We start from the raw sequence: 23,530 nt of genomic DNA, 5'->3' as shown, positions 1-23,530 counted from the left end.
TATTAGCCTATAAATAATGAATAAGATTGTTTAACGCAAGCCACAATATTACACTACATACTTATTGATACCTATATAGAAATTTTGCTTTCAGATAAAGGACACTACTTTGAACGTTTTCCTAAAAAAACGCATTAGTCGCTATTTAACAGTGATCGCAACTATCACCTTCATCACTGCGTGTTCAAGCGTTGCTACACCACCTGAAGAGATACCACCTGCGCTATTTAGTGAATTAGAGGCAGATTCTGCTTTTTACCTAAATAAAGATACGCAGCTAGGCAGCGATGACAATTTAGCCTGGCAGTTTTTGGCTGTTCAAGCGCTGATAAAAGAGAAGAAGTTTGTGATGGCTGATGCGGTGATTAATTCACTACAAGCTAAAACACTGAATACAGAACAATCATCTGCATTAAATCTATTAATGGCAGATAAGTTTTATGCACAAAATCAGTTACCAGAAACGCAAACAGCATTAGACAATATTGATACTCAGGTGCTTAACCAAGCAAACCTGGTACATTATTTAAAATTACAATCTGAGCTGTATATTCGTAATGAACAGCCTTATGAAGCAACTGAAAGCATGTTGTTGTTAATACCGCACTTGACGGTTGATACAGAAAAGCAGACATATAATGATCTGTTACTTGCGCAATTAATACAATTACCCGCTAAACGCTTAAATCAATACCAACCAGTGTTAGTGAAAGCGGTTGATGAAACAACAACACAAGAAACAGACCTAGGTGAATTAGTCGTACCAGAGCCGGCTTTACCGGCAGAGACGCCAACTGAAACACCTCAAGATAAACTATTAGCACAATACCAAGACTATAAAGAGGGTTGGTATGCATTGGCTGCGTTGTATCAAAAAAGTAAATTACGCCCAAATCGTTTAACGCGTGAGTTAAACCTTTGGAAAGCGACCTACCCAGATCATTCTGCACAGGCGTTTATGCCATTAGTGTTAGCAGACATTACTGCAATAAGCCCTTATCAGCCTGACGATATTGCGGTATTACTGCCGCTAACCGGTCGATTTGCAAGACAGGGTAAAGCGATTCAATTGGGATTGTTAAATGCGTATTACCAACAACAGCAAGCGCTAAGCAATAAAGAGATGCCGCTACCGAAATTACACTTTTTCGATACGCAATTAACCAACGGCCAACAATTAGCAGACCAATTAACAGAAGCGAATATCGACTTTGTTATCGGTCCACTGATGAAAAAAGAGATTGAAGAGCTATTACCGCTGATTGAAAATATGCCGGTATTGGCATTAAATAGTTTCGTTGAGCAAAAAAAATCAACCGATGAAGATCAACAACCTGAGATCAATGAAGTGCAGTGGCATTATGCATTCCCTCTTTCACCAGAGGATGAAGCAAGACAAGCCGCTTCTTTGATTCATGCAGACCAACATAAAAACCCGTTGATTATTGCACCAAATTCAAGCTACGGTAAACGTGTAGCAAGTGCCTTTAAGCAACAGTGGGCGGCATTAACACCGACCAGCGACGTTAATGTTGAAGCGCACTATTTCCAATCGAAATCGAAATTATCAACATTTATTGCTGATGTATTACAAACAGATAAGAGTAACAGCCGTATCCAGCAGATGCGCTCAATTGCTCAAGTGCCTTTAGAAACAGAGGTACGTAGTCGTCGTGACGTGGATGCTATTTATATAGTCAGCAAACGTGATGAACTTATTCTGTTAAAACCTTTTATCGATGTAACGGTAAGCCCTTTTGCACCACGCCTACCACTTTATGCAAGTTCACGAAGCCATAGCTTTGATCGCACCAACATGCAGAATAAAGAGCTAACTGGGTTAGTGTTTTCTGATAACCCTTTCCTATTAGACCCAGAAGGTAGCCTAATTCAAGAAGTAGAAAAAGCATGGAACAAACAATCATTTTCTACCTTACGTTTGTTCTCTCTTGGTGTTGATAGTTACCAATTGATTGAACAATTAGTGTATTTACAAAATACAGAAGGCGCTGTATATAAAGGGTTAATTGGCGAACTTTCGTTAGGTGCAGATAATAACGTGAAAGCTAAACTAAGCTGGGCAAAATACCAAGATGGGATCCTGTTTGAAGTTGCCACGCCTATTACAGCCGAGTAATTCTAAAGGGGTTGTTGCTGAGAAGAAAGCATTAGCTTATCTTATTGAGCAGGGATTAACGCTACTTCACCAAAACTACTATTGTCGTTTTGGTGAAATCGATTTAATCATGCTTGATCAAGACACGTTAGTCTTTATTGAAGTGCGCTACCGAAAAAACAGTGATTTTGGTGGTGCCCTCGCCTCTATCAGCGCAACCAAGCAACGCAAAATAATTAAAACAGCAACTCATTATTTAACACAATTAGCATCGGAGCCGTATTGCCGCTTTGATGCTGTTGCATTAAACGATTCAGACTCAACACCCCTTTGGGTAAAAGATGCTTTTCAAAGCTAAATACTAAAGCACAGATAAATAAGAGACCGCATGATAAACGAAAAGATACACGCTCATTTTGCAGAGAGCATTCAAACTAAAATTGTTGCCGCCGAAGCCCTGCCTGAATCTATCGAAAAAGCAGCATTTGCATTAACTGAAGCGTTAATTCGTGGCAATAAAATATTAGTCTGTGGGAATGGTGGCGCTGCAGCACTAGCGCAGATATTTTCATCGCACCTGCTTAATAAATATGAAACCGATCGCCCTTCTCTGCCTGCGATTGCGATCACGGCCGACTCAGCGTTGGTATCGGCTATTGCAACGGACAGTCATTTTGACCAAATTTATGCAAAACAGATCTCTGCAATTGCACAGGATGGTGATGTTCTTTTAGTGATAAGCCACGGTGGTAATAGCCGTAATATGATCAAAGCCGTAGAAACAGCACTGAGTAAATCATTACAAATCATCGCGCTGAATGGGGTTGATGGTGGTGAATTGGCGGGTTTATTAGGCTCAGATGATATTGAGATTCGTGCGCCCAGTGATAAAGGGCCACGTATCGAAGAGATACACCTTTTAGTGATCAATTGCTTAAGCGATCTTATTGATCAGCAATTGTTTCCTCAATATTAAAAATATTCACGCAGGGGATTAAGCGAACGCGATGAAATACATAAAACAAAAATTACTACTGTTACCACTTTTGTTAAGCTTTTTTTTACTGCAGGGCTGTGCCGGTGGGTTAATTGTTATTGCTGGCACTGCGGTTGCGGTCACCAGTGATGAACGCTCTATTTCAACACAATTATCCGATGACAGTTTATCGTTAGCGGCACTCGATAAAGTGAATGCCTTAAATATTAATAAACACAATATCCGCATTAATCTAATCACTAATAATGGCTACCTGTTGGTGATTGGCCAAGTCAGTGATGAGACACTAAAACAGCAAATAGAAACGCAGCTAAATACCTTAACAGAGGCAAAAGAGGTGTATAACCAGCTACGCGTTGCAAAGCCGATTACCTTTAGCCAACAGAGCAAAGATAGTTGGATCACGACTAAGGCAAAAAGCCAATTAACCGCGGATGAGAATATTAACTCTTTTCAGATTAAGGTGGTTACCGAAGCGGGCGAGCTATTTTTAATCGGTCGAGTCGATGCCAAAACGGCTGATACCGCGACAGATATTGTACGTAAGATTTCAGGCGTTAAGCATGTTAAGCGTGTCTTTCAAATTATCCCAGAAAAATAACGGCTAAAAATAAAAAAGTGAGTAAAACGGGTGTTTTACTCACTTCAAATCAGGTTACCTATCACACAGTTACAGCGCGATTAATCGATATCTAAATATTTATGTACTTGCACTGATAAACGCCAATTACGTTCGATACAGGTTTTCATACACAGTGTTGTTGCTTTTGCTTTTTGCGAAATGGGTTGTAAACAGATCGTCTTCTCTTTGATCGATTTAACAGGGCGAAGCAGCGCATCTAACTGTTCAATATCTTTCTCAGTTCCGACGGGATGCTTTATCTCATTAGCACGCTCAAGAGCGGTTAGTAGCACCTCTTTTTTTGCACGCATGTTAATTTTAGGCGACACCGTTACCCAACTCAAGCTATCAACGAGCACAGGGTAAGTGCCACTGGTCTCTATCTGCGTATGGAAGCCAAACTCATGCAATAGGTGAGTTAATTCACGCAGGTCATACATGCATGGCTCACCGCCAGTAATGACGACCAAGTTAGCGGTGTAACCTAAACGCTTAATTTCATCAATTATCTGCTGTGCATTCACACCAGACCAGCGTTCTGACTCATTACTACGATCGGTTAATTGATTAAGCTCAGTTTGTTTAACCGGGTCTACTTCCCAAGTATGTTTTGTATCACACCAAGCACAGCCTACATCACATCCTTGCAGTCGGACAAAAATAGCAGGTATACCTGTATAAAATCCTTCGCCTTGAATGGTTTGAAAGAGTTCATTTACTTTGTAGTTTTTATGCATAAACAGTTATACTCAATGGTTGATGTTGGTCACAAAATGACTGAGCTGATTTATAAATTAATAGCATGGGAAATACAAGCAAAATGCAAAAAAAAGTCGTTGTTATCTATTCGGGTGGAATGGACTCTTACACAGTTTTACACAAAGCAATTGAAGAGGGGTTAACTCCTTATGCTTTAACATTTGATTATGGACAGCGTCATATCAAAGAAATTGATGTTGCTCGTTCAGTCTGTGCTGAATTAGATATTCATCATAAAGTAATTGATATCTCTGCTATTAATCAGTTAATCGGTGGTTCATCTCTTACCGATAGCAGCATTGATGTTGCCCTTGGTCATTATAAAAATGAGAATATGAAAAGTACCGTGGTACCAAACCGTAATATGATTTTGCTGTCATTAGCTATCGGTTATGCGGTTTCTATCGGTGCTGAGCAGGTGTATTACGGTGCACATTCTGGCGACCATGAAATTTATCCTGACTGTCGTCCTATCTTTGTAGAAAAGATGAATGAAGTGGCTGCAGTTGCAAACTATGAATCTACTGAGATCTATTCACCCTATTTAAACAGCGATAAAATCGGCATTCTAAAAGATGGTATTCGTATGGGTCTTGATTACGGTAAAACATGGACCTGTTATAACGGACGCGAAAAAGCGTGTGGCGAATGTGGTAGTTGTGTTGAACGTTTAGAAGCGTTCGAAAAGAACGGTATCACTGATCCCGTGCCTTACGAAACATTAAGCTAAAAAATCAACTTGTAGGCATCGGCTATCTGCTTTTCGTAGTTATGGAGGACTTCGTGCTAGGAGTGGCGAGTTTCGAAGTTCGCAGCTCTTCTCTCGTAGCGAATGCTTATACTCGTCGTTCCCATGTTCTCAATGAGAACGACTAGTTATGGTTTTATATTTTGATTTTACTGAAAGCTGACAGCTAAAAACTGACAGCTTTATTTTTCATCTTCTAAGCTTTACAAATCATTCACTCATCGCTAATGTTTCAGCATAACTAAAGGTGATACCTTCACCCTCTTTATCTAATTCAACGATAACACTGCCACCATCTTGCAACTGTCCAAATAAAATTTCATTCGCCAGCGGTTTTTTCAGTTTATCTTGAATCAAACGTCCCATTGGACGTGCGCCCATCGCTTTATCGTAACCATGCTCTGCAAGCCATTTTCTCGCACTTTGGCCAACTTCCAGCGAGATCTGTTTTTTATCTAATTGCGCTTGTAACTGCACAATAAATTTATCAACAACTTGATAGATAACCTCAAGGCTCAAATGATCAAACCAGATGGTATTATCGAGACGGTTTCTAAACTCTGGTGAGAATAGTTTGTTAATCTCCTCCATCACTTTATGTGAGTCTTTTTGATCTTTAAAACCAATACTATTGCGCGTTGTTTCACGTACGCCAGCATTAGTGGTCATGACTAAAATAATGTTTCTAAAGTCTGCTTTACGACCATTATTATCGGTTAACGTACCGTGATCCATTACCTGTAACAGGATGTTATAGATATCACTGTGCGCTTTCTCTATTTCATCAAGCAACAACACAGCATAGGGGTGTTTAACAACCGCATCCGTCAATAGACCCGCTTGCTCATAACCTACATAACCAGGAGGTGCTCCTAATAAGCGTGAAACCGTATGTTTTTCCATATACTCAGACATATCAAAACGTAGCAGTTCAATACCCATTGCTTTAGCAAGTTGCTGCGTAACTTCTGTTTTACCAACGCCCGTCGGACCCGCAAACAAAAATGATCCGATTGGCTTAGTTTCTTCAGACAAACCAGAACGATTAAGGTGAATCGCATCGGTTAATTGGTCAATCGCGTCATTCTGCCCAAATACCGTCATTTTTAATCGCTCAGGTAATTTAGCAAGCTGATCTTTATCATCACTGCTGACTGAGTTTTTAGGAATGCGGGCAATTTTAGCGATGATATTTTCAATCTCTAAAACACCAATGGTTTTTTTACGTTTACTCGCAGGAAGCAGACGCATCTGTGAACCCGCTTCATCAATCACATCGATCGCTTTATCTGGTAGATGGCGATCATTGATATATTTCGCACTCAACTCAGCAGCAGCCATCAGCGCTTTATTGGTGTAACGAATATCATGATGCGCTTCATAGCGAGAACGAAGGCCTAATAAAATTTGCCCCGTCTCTTTGACCGAAGGTTCGAGTACATCAATTTTTTGGAATCGACGCGCTAGTGCATGCTCTTTTTCAAAAACCTGCCCGAACTCTTTATAGGTTGTTGAGCCCATACAACGTAATTTACCGCCACTTAGTAGTGGTTTTAATAGGTTTGCAGCATCTAACTGCCCGCCCGTTGCAGCACCCGCACCAATAATGGTATGAATTTCATCGATAAACAAAATAGCGTTATCTTGCTCGCCAAGCTGTGTTAATACGGCTTTGAAACGTTGCTCAAACTCGCCACGGTATTTGGTACCAGCAAGTAATGCGCCCATATCTAATGAGTAAATAATGTTGTCGTTAATCACATCGGGAACATCATTATGCACGATGCGATATGCTAACCCTTCAGCGATAGCGGTTTTACCGACACCAGCTTCACCTACTAATAATGGGTTATTTTTACGGCGGCGACATAAAATTTGTACGCAGCGTTCGACCTCTTTATCTCGACCAATCAATGGATCAATTTCACCTGCTTGAACTAATTCATTCAAGTTGATGGTAAATTGCATCTCCTCTTTAGCTTCAGCCGGAGCCTCGACCTCTTCTGGTTGGTGATAAATACTCGGAGCAGGATCCGATGATTTTCGAATACCATGGGAGATATAATTAACCACATCTAAACGGGAAAGGTTGGCTTTTTTAAGAAGGTAAACAGCCTGTGATTCTTGTTCACTAAAGATGGCGACTAATACGCTACCACCAGAAACTTCGGTACTGCCCGACGACTGGACATGAAAAATAGCGCGTTGTAATACGCGTTCAAAAGCGATAGTTGGCTGAATTTCTATCTCTTGGGTATGCACCTCTGGTACAACAGGGGTGTTTTCTAAATAGGTTAATATTTCGATATGTAATGAAACAATATCAACCGAACAGGCGCTGAGTAGTATTTTAACTTCTTCGTTTTCGAGCAGAGCAAGCAGTAAATGCTCAACAGTCATAAATTCATGCGACTTGTCAAACGCAAAACGAAAGGCTAAATCTAAACTATTTTCTAAGGCTTTATCTAACATAGAGACCCCTCAATGGGTTGATTACAATTTACGACTCTTTTTCCATTGAACAACGTAACGGATGTTCATTTTGCTTCGCATAATTCATCACTTGCATCACTTTTGTTTCTGCAATTTCTGCACTAAATGTGCCACATATACCGACCTCTTTGTAATGAACATTAAGCATCACTTCAGTTGCTTTTTCATTATCTAAACGGAAAAAGCGTTGCAATACATCAATCACAAAATCCATCGGTGTGTAATCATCATTATGTAATAACACATTGTACATTGGTGGTGGCACTAACTTTGTATCTGTCCGCTCAATGGTTGCTGATTCATTGTCTGTTTGCGGGGAATTTTTTTCACTCATCTTTCAGTCTAGTCTTATTATTAAAGTTATGGGGAATTATCTTTTTGCGACCCATTAAGATGTTTTTTCAGTCCTTTCTTCTGCGAGCAAGGCTTGATATAGCATCATAATGGGCATGCGTTTAAGCAGAGTAAAGATAACCAGAGCAATGTGCAAATAACAGGCTTAATTAAATCTAATAAGGTGACATTATTTCTCTATTTTATGTCTAGCTTTTGCTTCAGTTTGTCCTGTACCACTTCAACTAATCGATCTGGCTGAAATTTTGAAAGCAGTTTATTACAGCCTACTTTTTCAACCATCGCCTGATTGAAGCTACCACTTAGTGAGGTATTTAATACGATATGTAGATCAGCCATCGCGGGATCAGCGCGTACTTCAGAGGTGAGTTTATAACCATCCATCACGGGCATTTCTGCATCGGTGATTAACATTAAAATTTCATCTTCAACACATTTACCCTGCGCGATCCAACTTTTTAAAATCTCTAATGCTTGTAGTCCATTTTCCGCAGAAATTATCTCAATACCAAGCGGTGCAAGTGTCGCTTCAACTTGTGTACGGGCAGTTGATGAGTCATCAGCATGCAGTATTTTTACTCCCACTAATTTATCCACGATCGCTTCATCTAAAATACCGGCAGAAATAGAGGCGTCATACTCAATAATTTCAGCGAGGACTTTTTCTACATCGATGATTTCAACGAGCTCTTCTCTGCCTTCTTTTTTTAGCTTAGTGATCGCGGTGAGATAATGATTTCGACCCACGCTACTGGGTGGATGCATGATCTCCCCCCAGGTCATATTAACAATACGGTCTACTTTACCTACTAAAAATCCCTGTATGGTGCGGTTATATTCAGTGATGATTAAATTACACTCTTCATCCGTCGCAATAGGTCTAAGCCCTATCGCATCACGCAGATTAATCACCGGAATCGATTGACCGCGAATATTAGCAACACCAGATACTTTAGGATGGGAGTTTGGCATTTTATTTAAGTGAGGTAACTTAACGACCTCTTTAACTTTAAATACATTAAGTGCAAATAACTGTCTGTTTTGTAACTGAAACAACAGCAGTTCTAATCTATTTTCACCGACTAAATTAGTGCGTTGATCTACGGTATCAAGCAGGCTTACCATCTCTTTTCCTTAAGGGTTGAAATAAAGACGTGGTTGTCTTTAACGAATAAATTGACACAGCGTAAAGATAAAATATCGGCAGCATAAATATTGCATGCTATTTTTCTTGAAAAAGTGTTATTAATTCAATAACAAAGGCCGAAAAACCTATCCATTATTAATCGTTGATAGTAATTCGACAGACAAGGAATGGGAATAGATTAATAGCGAATAAGTTTTATAATTTTAGTTTAATGTGAGGGCTTGCAGGTTTAGCGCTACATAATAGGATTTCGCGACCACCTAATTCAACAGAGGTTTCTTGGTCATACATTATTTCTCCATCCAAAAGCTGTACTGCACAGGCACCACAATGACCACTGCGACAGCTACTAATCGCCGCTATCCCATTTTCCTCTGCAAAATCTAATAAAAAACCATCAGATTCAGACCATGATAAGGTTTTCTGTGAATCAGTAAATTCAATTAAGGCTTGTTTAACGGTATTTGACTTAGTGGGTGAAGAACACATATTCAGCGACTCCTAGTTCTAATAACAAATTGACATTTAATTAATCGTAATAGAATAAACAAGCGATGCTCTGTAGGCAAATACTCCGTTATAAATTTGATAACAAAGTTAACGTTCTATTTAAAACGATGTATGACTTGATTGTTACTTCCGCGCCATTTTAAATTTGGCTCAGCCAATGCTTGCTCAAACTTCCCATCAATAAACACATCAACCAAGTTGATGATAGCCTGTTGCGCAGGTGTGAGTTCAGCTAATAAGTAACCACTCCAAAGCCAGATATCTTTGCCAATACACTCCGCTTTAACACGTTTAACCAGCTTTAAAACGTCAGATACGTTACTCGGGTGCAGAGGATCGCCACCGGACAAACTTAATCCCTGCTTTTTAATGCGCGTATCGTTAAGGTCTTTAATGATTTGATCGGCAAGTGCATCAGTGAATAATTCCCCTGCATCTGGCGACCATGTTGACTGATTGTAACAACCACGACAATTATGGATACACCCAGAAACAAAGAGTGCACAACGTGTCCCCTCTCCGTTTAATACATCAATGGGGTAATATTTACTGTAATTCATACACAAGCCTAAGGTTGAAATTCAATCGTCAATCTTAACATATTTCATTACGTTATTTCCCTTGTAAACGCTTAAGAGGGAGTCAAATAAAGACCATACTTAATACTTATAAACATAATTATCTTTAAAAATTAATGACTAGCTCTCGTTAATTAATCGTTTTTATAAATAAATTTAATTTTAAATTTTGTTAATCATTTTCAATGGCTATTATAAATAGTGTTTATATTTAAAATACATCAATGGTTTAGAAAACTGTCCACTTTAATGGTCAATTACATTTAGGAAAAATTATGCATAACCAATGGATTAAACGATGCTTATTACTGATGGGTTTACTCGCCTTTTTTAGTGCTTTTAGCTTGCCCGTCACGGCAACACCCGAGTCATCAGAAGAGAATCAGAGCAGCGAAATGCAAATTGAACAACTCTTACAGGACTATAAACTCCAACAAGAGCATATAGAGAACATTAAAAATTATAAAATCAATCTATCAGGTCTGGAAAAAGAAGCATTAAACTACCGACTTTTCTCTCGTCACCTCACTGCCTTTGAAACGCTGCAACAATTATCCCAGTTACTTATCGAGCAAGAGAAAATTGACAACGCTAACCCCACGGTTATGGCAGAATTAGAGACCATCATTAACCAAAATAATCAAGCACTTAAAGACGGAATCGGTAATTTACAGAAAAAATTTAATAGCGAATATGAACAACAAGAAAAATACAGTACCGAATCATTACACCTTTATATTGCACACTTAACCTTGCTAGACACGGTATATAGTGCAATGACTCAACAAGTTCTTGACCAACAGGCATTAGGGTTTGATGCAGCTGGACCAAAGAAATATTTGACCGCACAGCTATATAACCGAGCAGAAGCATTTTCTGGCATGGTTCAATTAGTGGTGAAAAAACGCGAAGAACTAAACGTATTGATTAGTATAAAAAAGGATAATCAAGTATTAAAAGATACCCTTGCCGTCGTTAATGAACAATTGGTTTTAGCACGAGTCAGTTTTAGTCTTACCGTAGACCTACTCACAGAGCTTGGGTTTGATACCAGTTTTTATCAACAAACCTTGCTAAACCTAGGTGGGCAGATTACTACCGATGTGCTTAATGTCAGCATTTTAAGCGGCATGTTAAATAAATTCATTGAACAAATCACACAATATCTTGTTGAATACGGTGGTGAGTGGATCTTCAAAATATTACTGCTACTTGCTATCTATTATGTGTTTAGGTCACTTGCTAAAGTGGCACGCAACGTCATGAAGAAAAGCCTCAGCTCGACCAACCTTAACCTTTCCTCATTAATGAAGGAGATGATTATTTCATCGGTGAGTCGTTTAATCATGATTATTGGTATATTTATCGCACTCGCGCAATTAGGTATCTCATTAGCGCCTATTTTAGCGGGTTTAGGAGTCGCCGGTTTTATTATCGGTTTTGCACTACAAGATACATTAAGTAACTTTGCCTCGGGCATGATGATATTAATCTACCGTCCTTATGATGTGGGTGATCTTGTTGAAGTTGGCGGCGGTGTATTTGGTACGGTTAAAAGTATGAACCTCGTTTCCACCACCATTCTGACTATCGATAATCAAACACTGGTTATCCCGAACAGTAAAATATGGGGTGATGTGATTAAAAATGTTACTTCGCAAAAATTACGTCGTGTCGATTTGGTGTTTGGTATTGGTTATTCCGATGATATTGAGAAAACAGAAGCACTATTATCTGAATTAGTTTCAGCACATCCGATGGTATTGCAGGATCCTAAGCCAGTTATAAAACTGCACGTATTAAACGAATCCTCGGTAGACTTTATCGTACGACCTTGGGTAAAAACAGAAGACTATTGGGATGTGTACTGGGATATAACTCGTGAAGTTAAAATGCGCTTTGACCAAGATGGCATCTCTATTCCATTCCCACAACGCGATGTTCATTTTTACCCTGCAACAACGACGGCAGAGTAAATCTTTAAACTGGTTAACGTTACATTTGAAAAATAAAGCAACAACGTTGGCGATTCATTGAGACGGTTACTCATCAATGAATCGCCAGACTTTATTTCATTAGATAGTTGACCCTTCAACTTGCTTTTGTGGCTCAGTTAGCGCGCCCTGCTTTCTCTTTAATAAACGACTCGTGATCGTACCCGCTGTCATCGCCCCACTCACATTTAATGCAGTTCTCGCCATATCGATTAACGGTTCAATTGAAATTAATAATGCAACTATTTCAATCGGCAGTCCCATCACTGGCAATACAATCAACGCAGCAAACGTTGCACCACCACCAACTCCCGCAATACCAAACGAGCTGATAATTACAATCGATACCAACGACACAATAAAGCTGATACTCATCGGATCAATACCAACACTTGGCGCAACCATTACCGCAAGCATCGCTGGGTAAATACCCGCACAACCATTTTGACCAATCGTTGCGCCAAAGGAAGCGGATAAGTTAGCAATTGCAGGTGGCACATTTAGTTTAGTAATTTGCGCTTCTACATTTAATGGAATTGTCGCTGCACTGCTGCGTGATGTAAATGCAAAGGTCAATACAGGCCAAATTTTCTGAAAATAGGTTTTTGGTGATACACCAACCAGCGACACTAAAAAACCATGTACAACAAACATTAAGAAAATAGCGACATAGGAAGCAACAATAAAGCTTAACAATTTCATGATATCCGCAGCATCAGAGGTTGAAACCACTTTTGTCATCAACGCTAAAATACCGTAAGGCGTTAACGCCATCACCATTTTAACTAAACGCATAATCAACGCCTGCGCCGTATCGACTGCAGTATGAATCGGTTTTGCTAGCTTTTCATTTTCAGCACACACTTTAAGTGCCGCGATACCAATTAAAATACCGAAAATAACCACCGCGATCATCGACGTTGAACGTGCACCCGTTAAATCTGCAAAGGGATTAGCAGGAATAAAACTAACCAGTAACTGTGGAATTGAAATATCACTCACTTGCCCAGCACGAGACTCAATCAATGCAAGACGCGCCGTTTCTCTTGAACCCTGTACAAGCCCTTCGATTGAAAGGTCAAACCCGTAAGCCACAAAAATACCGATAAGCGCAGAGATAAGCGTTGTAAATAACAACACACCAATGGTTAAGCCACTAATTTTGCCTAGAGAAGCCGACTTTTCAAGTTTAACTACCGCTGAAATCATAGAGATAAGGATCAATGGCATGATGATCATTTTCAGCAAACTAACGTAGCCATTACCCACCACATTAACCCAGTCGATAGTTGCTTTAATCAACTCAGGACTGCTTGATGTCAGCTGTAATAACAAACCAAATAAGCTACCGCCCACTACCCCAACTAACACTAAACGCGATAAGGTTTTCCCTTTTCGTTGTAGATAGTTAAGCCCATAAAGTAAAACCGCAAACCCCAACAGGTTGGCAATAAGTGCAAATGACATGTAATTTCCTTTTACCTAGATGTAATAATACCAATTACAGTAAATAGCTGATCTATTTTACTGGTTAAAACAACTGACTTCTGCGTTGTAAGTTTCGTAAAGGGAACAACCATTTACGTCAACTTCCGCCTTGAATTAAGCTGTTTTTCCTGCGCAAAATTAAGATCACATACTTAATGTAATTGGTATAAATAGTTTTATTTCAATTAATTAACGTATTAATTGTTGAATTAATCACATCTTATCATTAGTTTTTATAGGGTTTTAAATAACAGAAAAGAATGCCATATGATTTTTTTGTATAGGTAAAATTGTCAGTGACTTATCGAGGATATTTACGTATATAAATAACACAAAGAAGAGTGAGTGGTTTATTAATTGATAAATATTACGTTTTTATTCATCGTTAATAAAATTGGGCATCAATGGGTGAAAATAGCCCTTAAAATTTTATTTTAAATACAAAAAAGGCCCATATAATTATGAGCCTTTCTCTTAGATATTTATCACTAAAGCAGATTAAAGATGCTTAACGCGACGCTTCACTTCTTCTTGCTTACCTTCATTAAACGGTCTTGCATCTGGGCTACCTAAATAACCACATACTCGACGAGTCACCGCTACTTTCTCTGAATCTGAGTTGCCACAACTTGGGCACACAAAACCTTTACTGGTACAGTCAAACTCACCGTGGAAACCACATTCGTAACATTCATCGATTGGCGTGTTCGTACCGTAATAAGGAACGCGTGTGTAACTGTAATCCCATACGTCTTCCAACGCTTTTAAGTTTTGCTGCATATTCGGGAATTCACCGTAACAGATGAAACCACCGCTTGCGATCTCTGGGTATGGCTGTTCAAAATCAATTTTATCGTATGGGTTAACTGTTTTTTCTACATCTAAATGGAAACTATTAGTGTAATAACCACGATCCGTTACGCCTGCTAATACACCAAACTGTTTTGCATCTAAACGACAGAAACGGTCACATAGATTCTCTGATGGTGTTGAGTAAAGGCTGAAACCGTAACCTGATTCTTTAGTCCACATTTCAGTCGCTGTTTTCAGATAACGAATAATCTCAACCGCTTTCTTCTGCTTGTTTTCATCATCAAACAGATGACCTTCATCATCATAAAGCGCATTAATCACTTCGTGTAGGCCGATATAACCTAATGAGATAGAAGCACGACCATTTTTGAAGATATCAGCAACACAGTCATCCGCTTTAAGACGTACGCCACATGCACCTTCCATATATAAAATAGGGGCAACACTCGCTTTTACATCAGATAAACGCTCGATACGTGTATCCAATGCTTTCTTCGCTATCGCTAAACGCTGATCTAACAATGCGTAGAATGCTTTTTCATCACCTTCTGCTTCTAGTGCAATGCGCGGTAAGTTAAGACTAACAACACCTAAGTTATTACGTCCATCATGGACCGTTTCACCGTTTTCTTGGTAGTTATCTAAGAAGCTACGACAACCCATTGGGGTTTTAAATGACCCTGTCACTTCAACTACTTTGTCGAAGTTTAAAATATCTGGGTACATACGTTTAGAAGCACACTCTAATGCAAGCTGCTTAATATCGTAGTTTTGATCTTCTGCTTTATGATTTACGCCATCTTTAATAGCAAACACAAGTTTAGGGAATACCGCTGTTTTACGATTTTTACCCAATCCAGCTAAACGGATCTTAAAGATCGATTGCTGAATTAGGCGTGCTTCCCAAGAGGTACCTAAACCAAAACCAAAAGTAACAAACGGTGTTTGCCCGTTAGCTGTGTGTAATGTGTTTACTTCGTACTCAAGCGATTGGAATGCGTTATAACACTCTTTTTCTGTTTGCTCATCTGCATAGGCTTGTGGGTTATCAATGCCCCAATTTTCAGCTGTTGCAAGGTGTTTTTTGTAGCTCATTGCCACATAAGGTTCAAGCGTTGTATCGATACCGTTAATCGTGGTACCACCATAAATATGGCTCGCAACTTGTGCGATGATTTGTGCACAAACAGCGGTTGCAGTAGAGATTGATTTTGGCTCTTCAATCTCTGCGTTACCCATTTTAAAGCCTTGGGTAAACATGCCTTTAATATCGATCAGCATACAGTTAAACATTGGGAAGAACGGTGCGTAATCAAGATCATGATAATGAATTTCACCTTTATCATGTGCGCGAACAACATCACGCGGTAATATGTGCGATTTAGCATAATGCTTAGCAACGATACCAGCCAGTAAGTCACGCTGAGTTGGGATTACTTTACCATCTTTATTGGCATTTTCATTTAATAGCGATGCATTGCTTTGTTCAATCAATCCGTAGATTTCGCTGTTTAAGTGACTCTTACGTTCACGTGCAAGATCACGGTCGTGACGATATTCAATATACACACGTGCAAGCTCAAGATGACCTTTCGTCATCAGGTGCTGTTCAACCTTATCTTGGATGTGGTGAATATCAACTTCAACCTGTCCCTTTAAGTCGTTTTCGACCTCTGTTGCAATCGCAAATGCATCAACACCTTTGCAACGTGCTGCACCTGAGGCTTTTAAAATCGCTTCAGCAATACGTTGAGCATTAAAGGGTGCTTGGCTACCATCGCGCTTAATAACAACAGTTTTCATAATTGGGCTCCGAAAAAGAAAATGACACTACATCTAGTGGAGCGAGACTATACATAACACAATATGTGCGCTTATTGATATAGATCAACTTTGAATCGAGGTGCTTATTTAGTGTTTAAAAAGTTGAGAACAGCAATAAAATAAACATAAAAAAAATGCATTTAACGGTCATTTTCAAGAATTGTAACTTGCACTTTATGCAGTGCCTATTAACGCAACTATAGGAAGATAGTAACAACTTACTGCCGGTGTAGAAGAGAATAAATCTGTTATAAAAAAACATCCTTTAGGTTGTTATTTTTACAGTGGTTGTTTGCTATAATAACGCATATTAGCAACCATCCGAATCCCCCTATTCTGCTAGTGGAATTAGAATTTTTATGAGTAATTATTTTTTACTGTTTTTTGGCACTGTACTTGTCAATAACTTTGTGCTGGTCAAATTTTTAGGTTTATGCCCGTTTATGGGTGTATCCAATAAAATAGAAACCGCTGTTGGCATGTCATTTGCGACTACCTTTGTATTGACATTAACGGCAGCACTTTCCTATATCGTTAATAGTTATATCTTAATACCGTTAGATTTACTCTATCTGCAAACACTCGCCTTTATTTTGGTGATCGCAGTAGTAGTACAATTTACCGAAATGGTGATGCATAAAACTAGCCCAACACTATATCGTTTGCTCGGCATATTTTTACCTCTAATCACCACCAACTGTGCAATATTGGGGTTAGCGCTACTTAATATTAATGAGAACCATGATTTCGTGGAATCGATCATCTACGGATTTGCAGCGGGTGTTGGTTTCTCGTTAGTACTGGTGCTGTTCTCTTCGATGCGTGAACGATTAGCCGCTTCCGATGTGCCTTTGCCTTTTAAAGGTTCGGCAATTGCAATGATTACTGCCGGTTTAATGTCACTTGCCTTTATGGGTTTCACGGGGTTAATTAAATGATCTCAAGTATCGCGCTAGCTGTTTTTGCCCTTGCTTGTTTAGCGGCTGTTTTTGGTGCCCTACTAGGGTACTCCTCGATTCGTTTTAAAGTGAAAGCTGAGCCTATTGTTGAAGAGTTAGATGCTATGTTGCCACAAACACAATGTGGTCAGTGTGGTTACCCAGGTTGTAAACCCTATGCACAGGCGATCGCTAATGGTGAGGATATTAATAAATGTCCACCTGGCGGTGATGCGGTGATGCGTCAACTTGCTGAACGAATGGGTGTTGAACCACAGCAATTAGATGGTGAAGAAAAACCGAAATTAATCGCGTTTATTCGTGAAGATGAATGTATCGGTTGCACCAAATGTATTCAAGCTTGTCCTGTTGATGCCATCATGGGCGCAACAAGGCAGATGCACACAGTGATCACCGATGAATGTACAGGCTGCGAATTATGCGTAGCGCCCTGCCCAACCGACTGTATCGATATGTTACCGATTGAGATAACGACACAAAACTGGCAGTGGAACCTACAACGTATCCCGACCAAAATTAACACTGAGCTTTAGTATGACAGATAAATTTAACCTGCTTAGCGATGAGCAATTAGCCAATATTTCATCGGGTAAGTTATGGAATTTTCATGGGGGCGTCCACCCACAAGAAAATAAATTACAAAGTAACCAATCTGCGATTCGTGATGCTGGTATACCTGCAACACTGGTTATTCCTATTCAACATAAAACCCATGTTCCTGAACTGTTAGTCAAAGTTGGTGATACTGTGTTGAAAGGTCAGCCACTGACCAAAGTTTACGGTGCATTAGTTGTTCAACACGCAAGCAGCTCAGGTGTTGTCGTTGCGATTGAAAATCGTCCCTCTCTGCACCCTTCTGGTTTAGATATGTTATCCGTTGTCATTCAAACTGATGGCTTAGACAGATCCGTAGAAGCGCGAAGAATACCAGCTTATCAAGATGTAGAACCCGCACTACTAATAGATAAAATACAACAATTAGGTGTTATTGGTTTAGGCGGGGCTGGTTTTCCGACCCATCTAAAATTGATGCCACACGCCGAAATTAAGTTATTACTGATTAATGCGGCTGAATGTGAACCTTATATCACTGCAGATGATCGCTTGATACAAGAGCAAGCGATTGAAATGATTGATGGAATCAATGTGCTTGAGCATATTTTACAACCTCAATTAACCGTTATTGCGATTGAAGATAATAAAAAAGATGCCATTAGTGCATTACAAAAAGCACTACAAAACCATCCTAAAAATAAAAACATTAAAATCACCATCATTCCTACAATATATCCGTCAGGAAGTGCCAAGCAGCTGATTGAGATTATTACCGGAGAGCAAACCCCTATTGGTCATCATGCCAGCGAGTTAGGTATTGTGATGCTCAACGTAGGCACCGCTGTTGCGGTTAAAGAAGCAGTTATTGATGGTAAAGCACTTACCTCGCGTATTGTAACCCTAACCGGCGACTCATTGCAGAAAAAAGGCAATGTTAGTGTGCGTATCGGTACCCCTATTCAATACCTATTAGATAGATTCTGGGTTAATACCAACGCACTTAACCAAATTATCATTGGTGGACCAATGATGGGCTTTACCGTTGAGAACCCTGCAGCCCCTGTTACCAAAATATGTAACTGTATTCTTGCCCCAACAGCAAAAGAGATGCCGCCAGCAAAACCAGAAATGCCCTGTATTCGTTGTTCAGAGTGTGCTGAGGCTTGTCCTGCAAACTTACTGCCACAGCAATTGTTATGGTATTCGAAAAGCCAAGATCACGACAAACTCAATGACTACAATCTAAGTGCTTGTATTGAATGTGGTGCATGTGCCTATGTTTGTCCAAGTCATATTCCATTGGTTGAATATTACCGTATTGCAAAAGCGGAGATTAGAACGGCTCAGGAAGAGGCTAAAAAAGCTGAAATAGCACGTATTCGTCATGAAAAACGTGAAGCACGGTTAGCGCAGGCTAAAATAGACAGACAAGCAAAACATAAACAAGCGGCAGAGAAGCGTAAAGCACAATTAAAAGAGAAAAATGGCGGAGAAGATCTGATTGCAGCGGCACTTGCTCGTGCTAAAGCGAAAAAGGCAAACGCTTCAGAGACGCAATCAGAAACTGAACAACCCGTTAAGAAAAATGATGCTGTTGCTGCAGCAATTGCGCGTGCTAAAGCCAAGAAAGCAGCACAAGCAGGCAATATAGGTGAAACACAGCAGTCTACTGAAACTGCACCAGCAACACCTAAAAACCCGGCTGTTGCAGCGGCCATTGCCCGTGCTAAAGCTAAAAAAGCAGCGCAAGCAGGCAATATAGACGACGCACAGCAGTCTACTGAAACTACACCTGCAACACCTAAAAACCCAGCTGTTGCAGCGGCTATAGCCCGTGCTAAAGCTAAAAAAGCAGCACAAGCAGAAAAAGCAACGGCGTCTGATCCGGCTGAAGAAACATCAACCGTCAACGTCGATCCTAAAAAAGCAGCTATCGCCGCGGCAGTTGCCCGTGCTAAAGCTAAAAAAGCAGCACAAGCAGAAAAAGCAACGGCGTCTGATCCGGCTGAAGAAACATCAACCGTCAACGTCGATCCTAAAAAAGCAGCTATCGCCGCGGCAGTTGCCCGTGCTAAAGCCAAAAAAGCAGCACAAGCAGAAAAAGCAACGGCGTCTGATCCGACAGAAGAAACATCAACCGTAAGTACCGATCCTAAAAAAGCAGCTATCGCCGCGGCTATTGCCCGTGCTAAAGCTAAAAAAGCGGAAAGGTCAGAACAAGTAGAAAAAGTAACGCAACAGGCAGAACCCGATAACAGTGCAGTGATTGCTGAACGCAAGAAACGTAAACAGCAGGCACAGTTGCAAAAACAACAAGCGGTAGCAGAACAAGTAACTGAAGCGGAATTATCTCCAGCTGAAATTAAAAAAGCAAAAATTGCAGCTGCTGTCGCACGCGCTAAAGCTAAAAAAGTGCAAAATAGCGTTAGCCAAGCAGAAAACGAGGAACAAAAATAATGGCATTTATCAATGCAAGCTCGCCCCATCAGCGTACTTATCGTAGTACCACACAAATAATGTTATGGGTGATGGCGTGTTTAATACCTGGCATTGCGATACAAAGCTACTTTTTTGGATTTGCTAATCTAATCCAAATTTCAATTGCAGTCATTGTCGCTTTACTCGCGGAAGCAATTATCTTAAAAATTCGTAAGCGCCCAATTATTAATACCTTGAAAGATGGCAGTGCATTAGTCACCGGTATTTTAATTGCTATCGCCATTCCGCCACTGGCGCCTTGGTGGGTAGCTGTGATCGGTACCCTGTTTGCGATTATATTTGTAAAACAACTATACGGCGGTCTTGGACAGAATATATTTAACCCTGCAATGGCGGCTTATGTACTGCTACTGATCTCTTTCCCGGTACAGATGACCACTTGGTTACCGATGGAAAGTTTACACCCTTTCAGCATCTCTTTTATGGATCAACTTAATGCGGTATTTACAGGTCATACCTTAGACGGTTATACCGTTTCACAACTCACTGTGAGTATTGATGGCTTAACCATGGCAACGCCACTTGATACCGTCAAAAATAGTTTAAAGGCAGGTTTAACCACCACAGAGATCTTTGATAGTGCGATTTTTAATGCATCATCATCACAGGCTATTTTATGGGTTAACATAGGTTTTTTAATCGGCGGTGCTGTATTACTCGCAAAACGTATTATCCTGTGGATGATACCTATTAGCTTCCTTGCAGGTGTCACCATTTTCTCTTTTATCGCTTATGCCTACCAACCAGATTTAAACGGTTCTCCGATGTTCCACTTATTCTCTGGTGCCACTATGCTGGGTGCTTTTTTTATTCTAACCGACCCAGTCAGTGCAGCAACAACGGTTAAAGGGCGTATTATTTTTGGATTATTAATCGCCTTTCTTATGGTACTTATTCGTAATGTCGGCGGTTACCCAGACGCAATCGCCTTTGCGGTTTTATTAGGTAATATGTGTGTGCCATTAATCGATTATTATACCCAACCTAAAGTTTATGGAGGAAGAGCATAATGCGTACTGCAATTTCACGAAATGCTTTCCTATTAGCAGCATTCGCCATTATTTGTACTGCAGCAGTGGCGACAGTCAATGTATTAACTAAACCAGTGATCGCAAAGCAAGAACAGTTAGCACTACTAAAAACGATTAATCAGTTAATTCCTGAAGAGGTTTACGACAATGATATTTTTGCCAGCTGCTTTGTGATTAATGATGATGAATTGCTAGGTAAGGGGCAAACACAACAAGTGTTTGTGGCTAAACAAGCCAACAAACCCGTTGCAGTGATGCTTGAAACCAGTACCTTTAGAGGTTATGCCGGTGAGATAAAGCTTGCGATTGGTATTTTTGCTGATGGTAAAGTTGCCGGTGTGCGTGTTATTCGCCATACCGAAACGCCGGGGCTAGGTGATAAGATTCAAACCAACAAATCTGAGTGGATCTATGGTTTCAATGGTAAACAGTACCAAAAATCACAAGATGCACGCTGGGAAGTGAAAAAGAACGGCGGTGACATTGATGCCTTTACTGGTGCAACGATTACGCCACGTGCAGTCACCTTAGCAGTCAAAGATGCACTCATCTATTTTCAGAAAAATAGCGATAAACTTTTTAACCATATTCCTAACTGTGGAGCATTATAATGACCTCTGAAACAGCACAAGCGCCACAGGATAGTGATCAAAATAACGAACAAAATAACGCACCTATCGAAGATAAAAAAGCGATCTATCGTGAGCTAACTTGGCAAGGCTTATGGAAAAACAACCCGGGTATCGTTCAGCTGCTCGGCCTTTGCCCACTGCTTGCTGTCACCAATACAGTGACTAATGCACTCGGCTTAGCGATTGCGACACTGTTTGTATTAGTCGGCTCGAACACCTTAGTTTCACTGATCCGTCACCATGTACCCAAAGCGATTCGTATCCCTATTTTTGTAATGATCATTGCCTCACTGGTAACCTGTGTGCAACTTTTAATGAATGCGTTCACCTACGAGCTATATCTCTCACTGGGTATCTTTATTCCATTGATCGTAACCAACTGCATTATTATTGGTCGTGCTGAAGCATTTGCATCAAAAAATAACGTAAAGCATGCTGCTTTTGATGGTTTGATGATGGGAGTTGGTTTTAGTGGCGTACTACTCGCACTGGGCGCAATACGTGAAATATTAGCACAAGGAACACTATTTGATGGTGTTGAAACACTATTGGGTGATTGGGCTTCAGGGTTAACGATAACGCTTTATCATACCGATACTAGCTTTTTACTCGCAGCATTGCCTCCGGGTGCTTTTATTGTGATGGGGCTTATTATTGCCTTTAAAAATGCTATCGACCATCGACTAGACAATAAGAAATAGGGTTAAACGTGAATAAAGATAAACGCCGAATCATATTAACACGACTACGTGATAACAATCCAAAACCAGAAACAGAGCTGAATTTCAGCTCACCCTTTGAGCTCTTAGTGGCCGTTACATTATCCGCACAAGCAACCGATGTCAGTGTTAATAAAGCGACCGACAAACTGTTTCCTGTTGCCAATACACCAGAGGCTATCTACGCGTTGGGTGAAGAGGGGCTAAAAACCTATATTAAAACCATTGGTTTATATAATAGTAAAGCAACCAATGTCATCAAAGCCTGTAAAATGTTGGTTGATCTGCATGGTAGTAAAGTCCCGGAAAATCGTGAAGCACTGGAAGCATTACCCGGAGTAGGCAGAAAAACTGCCAACGTAGTATTAAATACCGCGTTTGGTTGGCCTACAATTGCCGTTGATACACATATATTTCGTGTTTCTAATCGAACTAAGCTAGCAATGGGTAAAAATGTTGATCAAGTCGAAGCGAAGCTCTTAAAGGTGATTCCAAGCGAATTTAAGGTCGATGTACACCATTGGTTAATTCTGCATGGTCGTTACACCTGTGTGGCGCGTAAGCCACGTTGTGGCTCATGTATCATTGAGGATCTTTGCGAGTACTCTCCACTAAAAAAAACGTAAAGAATACTTAGGGGTAAATAAACCAAGAACACATAAGACTCTTAATTGAGTCTTTTTTTTGCCTTT

At 40.1% G+C, this 23,530-nt stretch carries 21 protein-coding genes; 13 read left to right on the top strand and 8 right to left on the bottom strand.

What is annotated here, in order from left to right; genetic code table 11:
* Nucleotides 1-109: 109 nt before the first annotated feature.
* The 4 genes from QQK09_RS15670 to QQK09_RS15655 are packed head-to-tail and all read left to right on the top strand — an operon-like array spanning nucleotide 110 to nucleotide 3,714.
* Nucleotides 110-2,137, top strand: a complete 2,028-nt coding sequence (locus QQK09_RS15670) for a penicillin-binding protein activator (RefSeq protein ID WP_284205096.1) — start codon at nucleotides 110-112, stop codon at nucleotides 2,135-2,137.
* Nucleotides 2,106-2,474, top strand: a complete 369-nt coding sequence (locus tag QQK09_RS15665; RefSeq protein ID WP_284205095.1) for a YraN family protein — start codon at nucleotides 2,106-2,108, stop codon at nucleotides 2,472-2,474. Before QQK09_RS15670 ends, QQK09_RS15665 begins: the two co-directional genes overlap by 32 nt.
* Nucleotides 2,475-2,507: 33 nt before the next feature.
* Nucleotides 2,508-3,092, top strand: coding sequence for a D-sedoheptulose-7-phosphate isomerase (locus QQK09_RS15660; RefSeq protein WP_284205131.1), 585 nt, complete (start codon nucleotides 2,508-2,510; stop codon nucleotides 3,090-3,092).
* 31 nt (nucleotides 3,093-3,123) lie between these two features.
* Nucleotides 3,124-3,714: a BON domain-containing protein gene (locus tag QQK09_RS15655; protein ID WP_284205094.1), complete on the top strand. Its 591-nt coding sequence runs from the start codon at nucleotides 3,124-3,126 to the stop codon at nucleotides 3,712-3,714.
* Between the two features lie 80 nt (nucleotides 3,715-3,794).
* On the opposite strand, the gene queE is transcribed toward QQK09_RS15655, so the two are convergent.
* Nucleotides 3,795-4,472 carry a 7-carboxy-7-deazaguanine synthase QueE gene (gene queE, locus QQK09_RS15650; RefSeq protein WP_284205093.1) on the bottom strand — a complete coding sequence of 226 codons (678 nt, stop codon included), beginning with the start codon at nucleotides 4,470-4,472 and terminating at the stop codon, nucleotides 3,795-3,797.
* 83 nt (nucleotides 4,473-4,555) lie between these two features.
* Between queE and queC the strand changes: the two genes are divergently transcribed.
* Nucleotides 4,556-5,224 carry a 7-cyano-7-deazaguanine synthase QueC gene (gene queC, locus QQK09_RS15645; protein ID WP_284205092.1) on the top strand — a complete coding sequence of 223 codons (669 nt, stop codon included), beginning with the start codon at nucleotides 4,556-4,558 and terminating at the stop codon, nucleotides 5,222-5,224.
* Nucleotides 5,225-5,452: 228 nt separating this feature from the next.
* On the opposite strand, the gene clpA is transcribed toward queC, so the two are convergent.
* From clpA to nrdG, 5 genes are all read right to left on the bottom strand, one after another.
* Entirely contained in the window at nucleotides 5,453-7,714 is a 2,262-nt protein-coding gene (gene clpA, locus QQK09_RS15640; protein ID WP_284205091.1) for an ATP-dependent Clp protease ATP-binding subunit ClpA, read from the bottom strand.
* A 28-nt stretch (nucleotides 7,715-7,742) separates the two neighbouring features.
* Complete coding sequence (clpS, locus tag QQK09_RS15635) at nucleotides 7,743-8,069, bottom strand: ATP-dependent Clp protease adapter ClpS (protein ID WP_284205090.1); 327 nt, start codon at nucleotides 8,067-8,069, stop codon at nucleotides 7,743-7,745.
* A 197-nt stretch (nucleotides 8,070-8,266) separates the two neighbouring features.
* The gene (locus QQK09_RS15630; protein WP_284205089.1) at nucleotides 8,267-9,214 is read right to left on the bottom strand and encodes a chemotaxis protein CheV; all 948 of its coding nucleotides are present in this window, start codon (nucleotides 9,212-9,214) and stop codon (nucleotides 8,267-8,269) included.
* 217 nt (nucleotides 9,215-9,431) lie between these two features.
* Nucleotides 9,432-9,725 carry a 2Fe-2S iron-sulfur cluster-binding protein gene (locus tag QQK09_RS15625; protein WP_284205088.1) on the bottom strand — a complete coding sequence of 98 codons (294 nt, stop codon included), beginning with the start codon at nucleotides 9,723-9,725 and terminating at the stop codon, nucleotides 9,432-9,434.
* A 116-nt stretch (nucleotides 9,726-9,841) separates the two neighbouring features.
* The gene (gene nrdG / locus QQK09_RS15620) at nucleotides 9,842-10,306 is read right to left on the bottom strand and encodes an anaerobic ribonucleoside-triphosphate reductase-activating protein (RefSeq protein WP_284205087.1); all 465 of its coding nucleotides are present in this window, start codon (nucleotides 10,304-10,306) and stop codon (nucleotides 9,842-9,844) included.
* 293 nt (nucleotides 10,307-10,599) lie between these two features.
* Between nrdG and QQK09_RS15615 the strand changes: the two genes are divergently transcribed.
* Nucleotides 10,600-12,300: a mechanosensitive ion channel family protein gene (locus tag QQK09_RS15615; RefSeq protein ID WP_284205086.1), complete on the top strand. Its 1,701-nt coding sequence runs from the start codon at nucleotides 10,600-10,602 to the stop codon at nucleotides 12,298-12,300.
* Between the two features lie 99 nt (nucleotides 12,301-12,399).
* On the opposite strand, the gene QQK09_RS15610 is transcribed toward QQK09_RS15615, so the two are convergent.
* Both QQK09_RS15610 and nrdD read right to left on the bottom strand, forming a co-directional pair.
* On the bottom strand, nucleotides 12,400-13,785 hold the full coding sequence (locus tag QQK09_RS15610) for an L-cystine transporter (protein WP_284205085.1): 1,386 nt from the start codon (nucleotides 13,783-13,785) through the stop codon (nucleotides 12,400-12,402).
* A 519-nt stretch (nucleotides 13,786-14,304) separates the two neighbouring features.
* Nucleotides 14,305-16,422 carry an anaerobic ribonucleoside-triphosphate reductase gene (gene nrdD, locus QQK09_RS15605; RefSeq protein WP_284205084.1) on the bottom strand — a complete coding sequence of 706 codons (2,118 nt, stop codon included), beginning with the start codon at nucleotides 16,420-16,422 and terminating at the stop codon, nucleotides 14,305-14,307.
* 380 nt (nucleotides 16,423-16,802) lie between these two features.
* On the opposite strand from nrdD, the gene rsxA reads away from it, so the two are divergent.
* From rsxA to nth, 7 genes are read left to right on the top strand one after another with little or no spacing between them, the layout of a single operon-like run.
* Nucleotides 16,803-17,381, top strand: coding sequence for an electron transport complex subunit RsxA (gene rsxA, locus QQK09_RS15600; protein WP_284205083.1), 579 nt, complete (start codon nucleotides 16,803-16,805; stop codon nucleotides 17,379-17,381).
* Nucleotides 17,378-17,935: an electron transport complex subunit RsxB gene (gene rsxB, locus QQK09_RS15595; protein WP_284205082.1), complete on the top strand. Its 558-nt coding sequence runs from the start codon at nucleotides 17,378-17,380 to the stop codon at nucleotides 17,933-17,935. Before rsxA ends, rsxB begins: the two co-directional genes overlap by 4 nt.
* Before the next feature lies 1 nt (nucleotide 17,936).
* On the top strand, nucleotides 17,937-20,414 hold the full coding sequence (rsxC, locus tag QQK09_RS15590) for an electron transport complex subunit RsxC (RefSeq protein ID WP_284205081.1): 2,478 nt from the start codon (nucleotides 17,937-17,939) through the stop codon (nucleotides 20,412-20,414).
* Nucleotides 20,414-21,466: an electron transport complex subunit RsxD gene (rsxD, locus tag QQK09_RS15585; protein WP_284205080.1), complete on the top strand. Its 1,053-nt coding sequence runs from the start codon at nucleotides 20,414-20,416 to the stop codon at nucleotides 21,464-21,466. The genes rsxC and rsxD overlap by 1 nt, the downstream gene beginning before the upstream one ends.
* Nucleotides 21,466-22,098 (top strand): electron transport complex subunit RsxG, encoded by a 633-nt coding sequence (rsxG, locus tag QQK09_RS15580; protein WP_284205079.1) that lies wholly within the window; start codon nucleotides 21,466-21,468, stop codon nucleotides 22,096-22,098. Before rsxD ends, rsxG begins: the two co-directional genes overlap by 1 nt.
* Nucleotides 22,098-22,820 carry an electron transport complex subunit E gene (locus QQK09_RS15575; protein ID WP_284205078.1) on the top strand — a complete coding sequence of 241 codons (723 nt, stop codon included), beginning with the start codon at nucleotides 22,098-22,100 and terminating at the stop codon, nucleotides 22,818-22,820. The genes rsxG and QQK09_RS15575 overlap by 1 nt, the downstream gene beginning before the upstream one ends.
* Nucleotides 22,821-22,828: 8 nt before the next feature.
* On the top strand, nucleotides 22,829-23,464 hold the full coding sequence (nth, locus tag QQK09_RS15570) for an endonuclease III (protein WP_284205077.1): 636 nt from the start codon (nucleotides 22,829-22,831) through the stop codon (nucleotides 23,462-23,464).
* Nucleotides 23,465-23,530 lie beyond the last annotated feature (66 nt).

It is taken from the genome of Psychromonas marina, assembly GCF_030161115.1.
GTDB classification, from domain to species: Bacteria; Pseudomonadota; Gammaproteobacteria; order Enterobacterales; family Psychromonadaceae; genus Psychromonas; species Psychromonas marina.
Note: the sequence above shows the minus strand (reverse complement) of the source record. Positions and strands in the feature narration are given on the sequence as shown.

Coding starts and splice junctions, on each gene's coding strand:
- QQK09_RS15655 (WP_284205094.1), top strand. CDS start 3,124: ATGAAATACATAAAACAAAAATTACTACTGTTACCACTTTTGTTAAGC.
- queE (WP_284205093.1), bottom strand. CDS start 4,472: ATGCATAAAAACTACAAAGTAAATGAACTCTTTCAAACCATTCAAGGC.
- queC (WP_284205092.1), top strand. CDS start 4,556: ATGCAAAAAAAAGTCGTTGTTATCTATTCGGGTGGAATGGACTCTTAC.
- clpA (WP_284205091.1), bottom strand. CDS start 7,714: ATGTTAGATAAAGCCTTAGAAAATAGTTTAGATTTAGCCTTTCGTTTT.
- clpS (WP_284205090.1), bottom strand. CDS start 8,069: ATGAGTGAAAAAAATTCCCCGCAAACAGACAATGAATCAGCAACCATT.
- QQK09_RS15630 (WP_284205089.1), bottom strand. CDS start 9,214: ATGGTAAGCCTGCTTGATACCGTAGATCAACGCACTAATTTAGTCGGT.
- QQK09_RS15625 (WP_284205088.1), bottom strand. CDS start 9,725: ATGTGTTCTTCACCCACTAAGTCAAATACCGTTAAACAAGCCTTAATT.
- nrdG (WP_284205087.1), bottom strand. CDS start 10,306: ATGAATTACAGTAAATATTACCCCATTGATGTATTAAACGGAGAGGGG.
- QQK09_RS15615 (WP_284205086.1), top strand. CDS start 10,600: ATGCATAACCAATGGATTAAACGATGCTTATTACTGATGGGTTTACTC.
- QQK09_RS15610 (WP_284205085.1), bottom strand. CDS start 13,785: ATGTCATTTGCACTTATTGCCAACCTGTTGGGGTTTGCGGTTTTACTT.
- nrdD (WP_284205084.1), bottom strand. CDS start 16,422: ATGAAAACTGTTGTTATTAAGCGCGATGGTAGCCAAGCACCCTTTAAT.
- rsxA (WP_284205083.1), top strand. CDS start 16,803: ATGAGTAATTATTTTTTACTGTTTTTTGGCACTGTACTTGTCAATAAC.
- rsxB (WP_284205082.1), top strand. CDS start 17,378: ATGATCTCAAGTATCGCGCTAGCTGTTTTTGCCCTTGCTTGTTTAGCG.
- rsxC (WP_284205081.1), top strand. CDS start 17,937: ATGACAGATAAATTTAACCTGCTTAGCGATGAGCAATTAGCCAATATT.
- rsxD (WP_284205080.1), top strand. CDS start 20,414: ATGGCATTTATCAATGCAAGCTCGCCCCATCAGCGTACTTATCGTAGT.
- rsxG (WP_284205079.1), top strand. CDS start 21,466: ATGCGTACTGCAATTTCACGAAATGCTTTCCTATTAGCAGCATTCGCC.
- QQK09_RS15575 (WP_284205078.1), top strand. CDS start 22,098: ATGACCTCTGAAACAGCACAAGCGCCACAGGATAGTGATCAAAATAAC.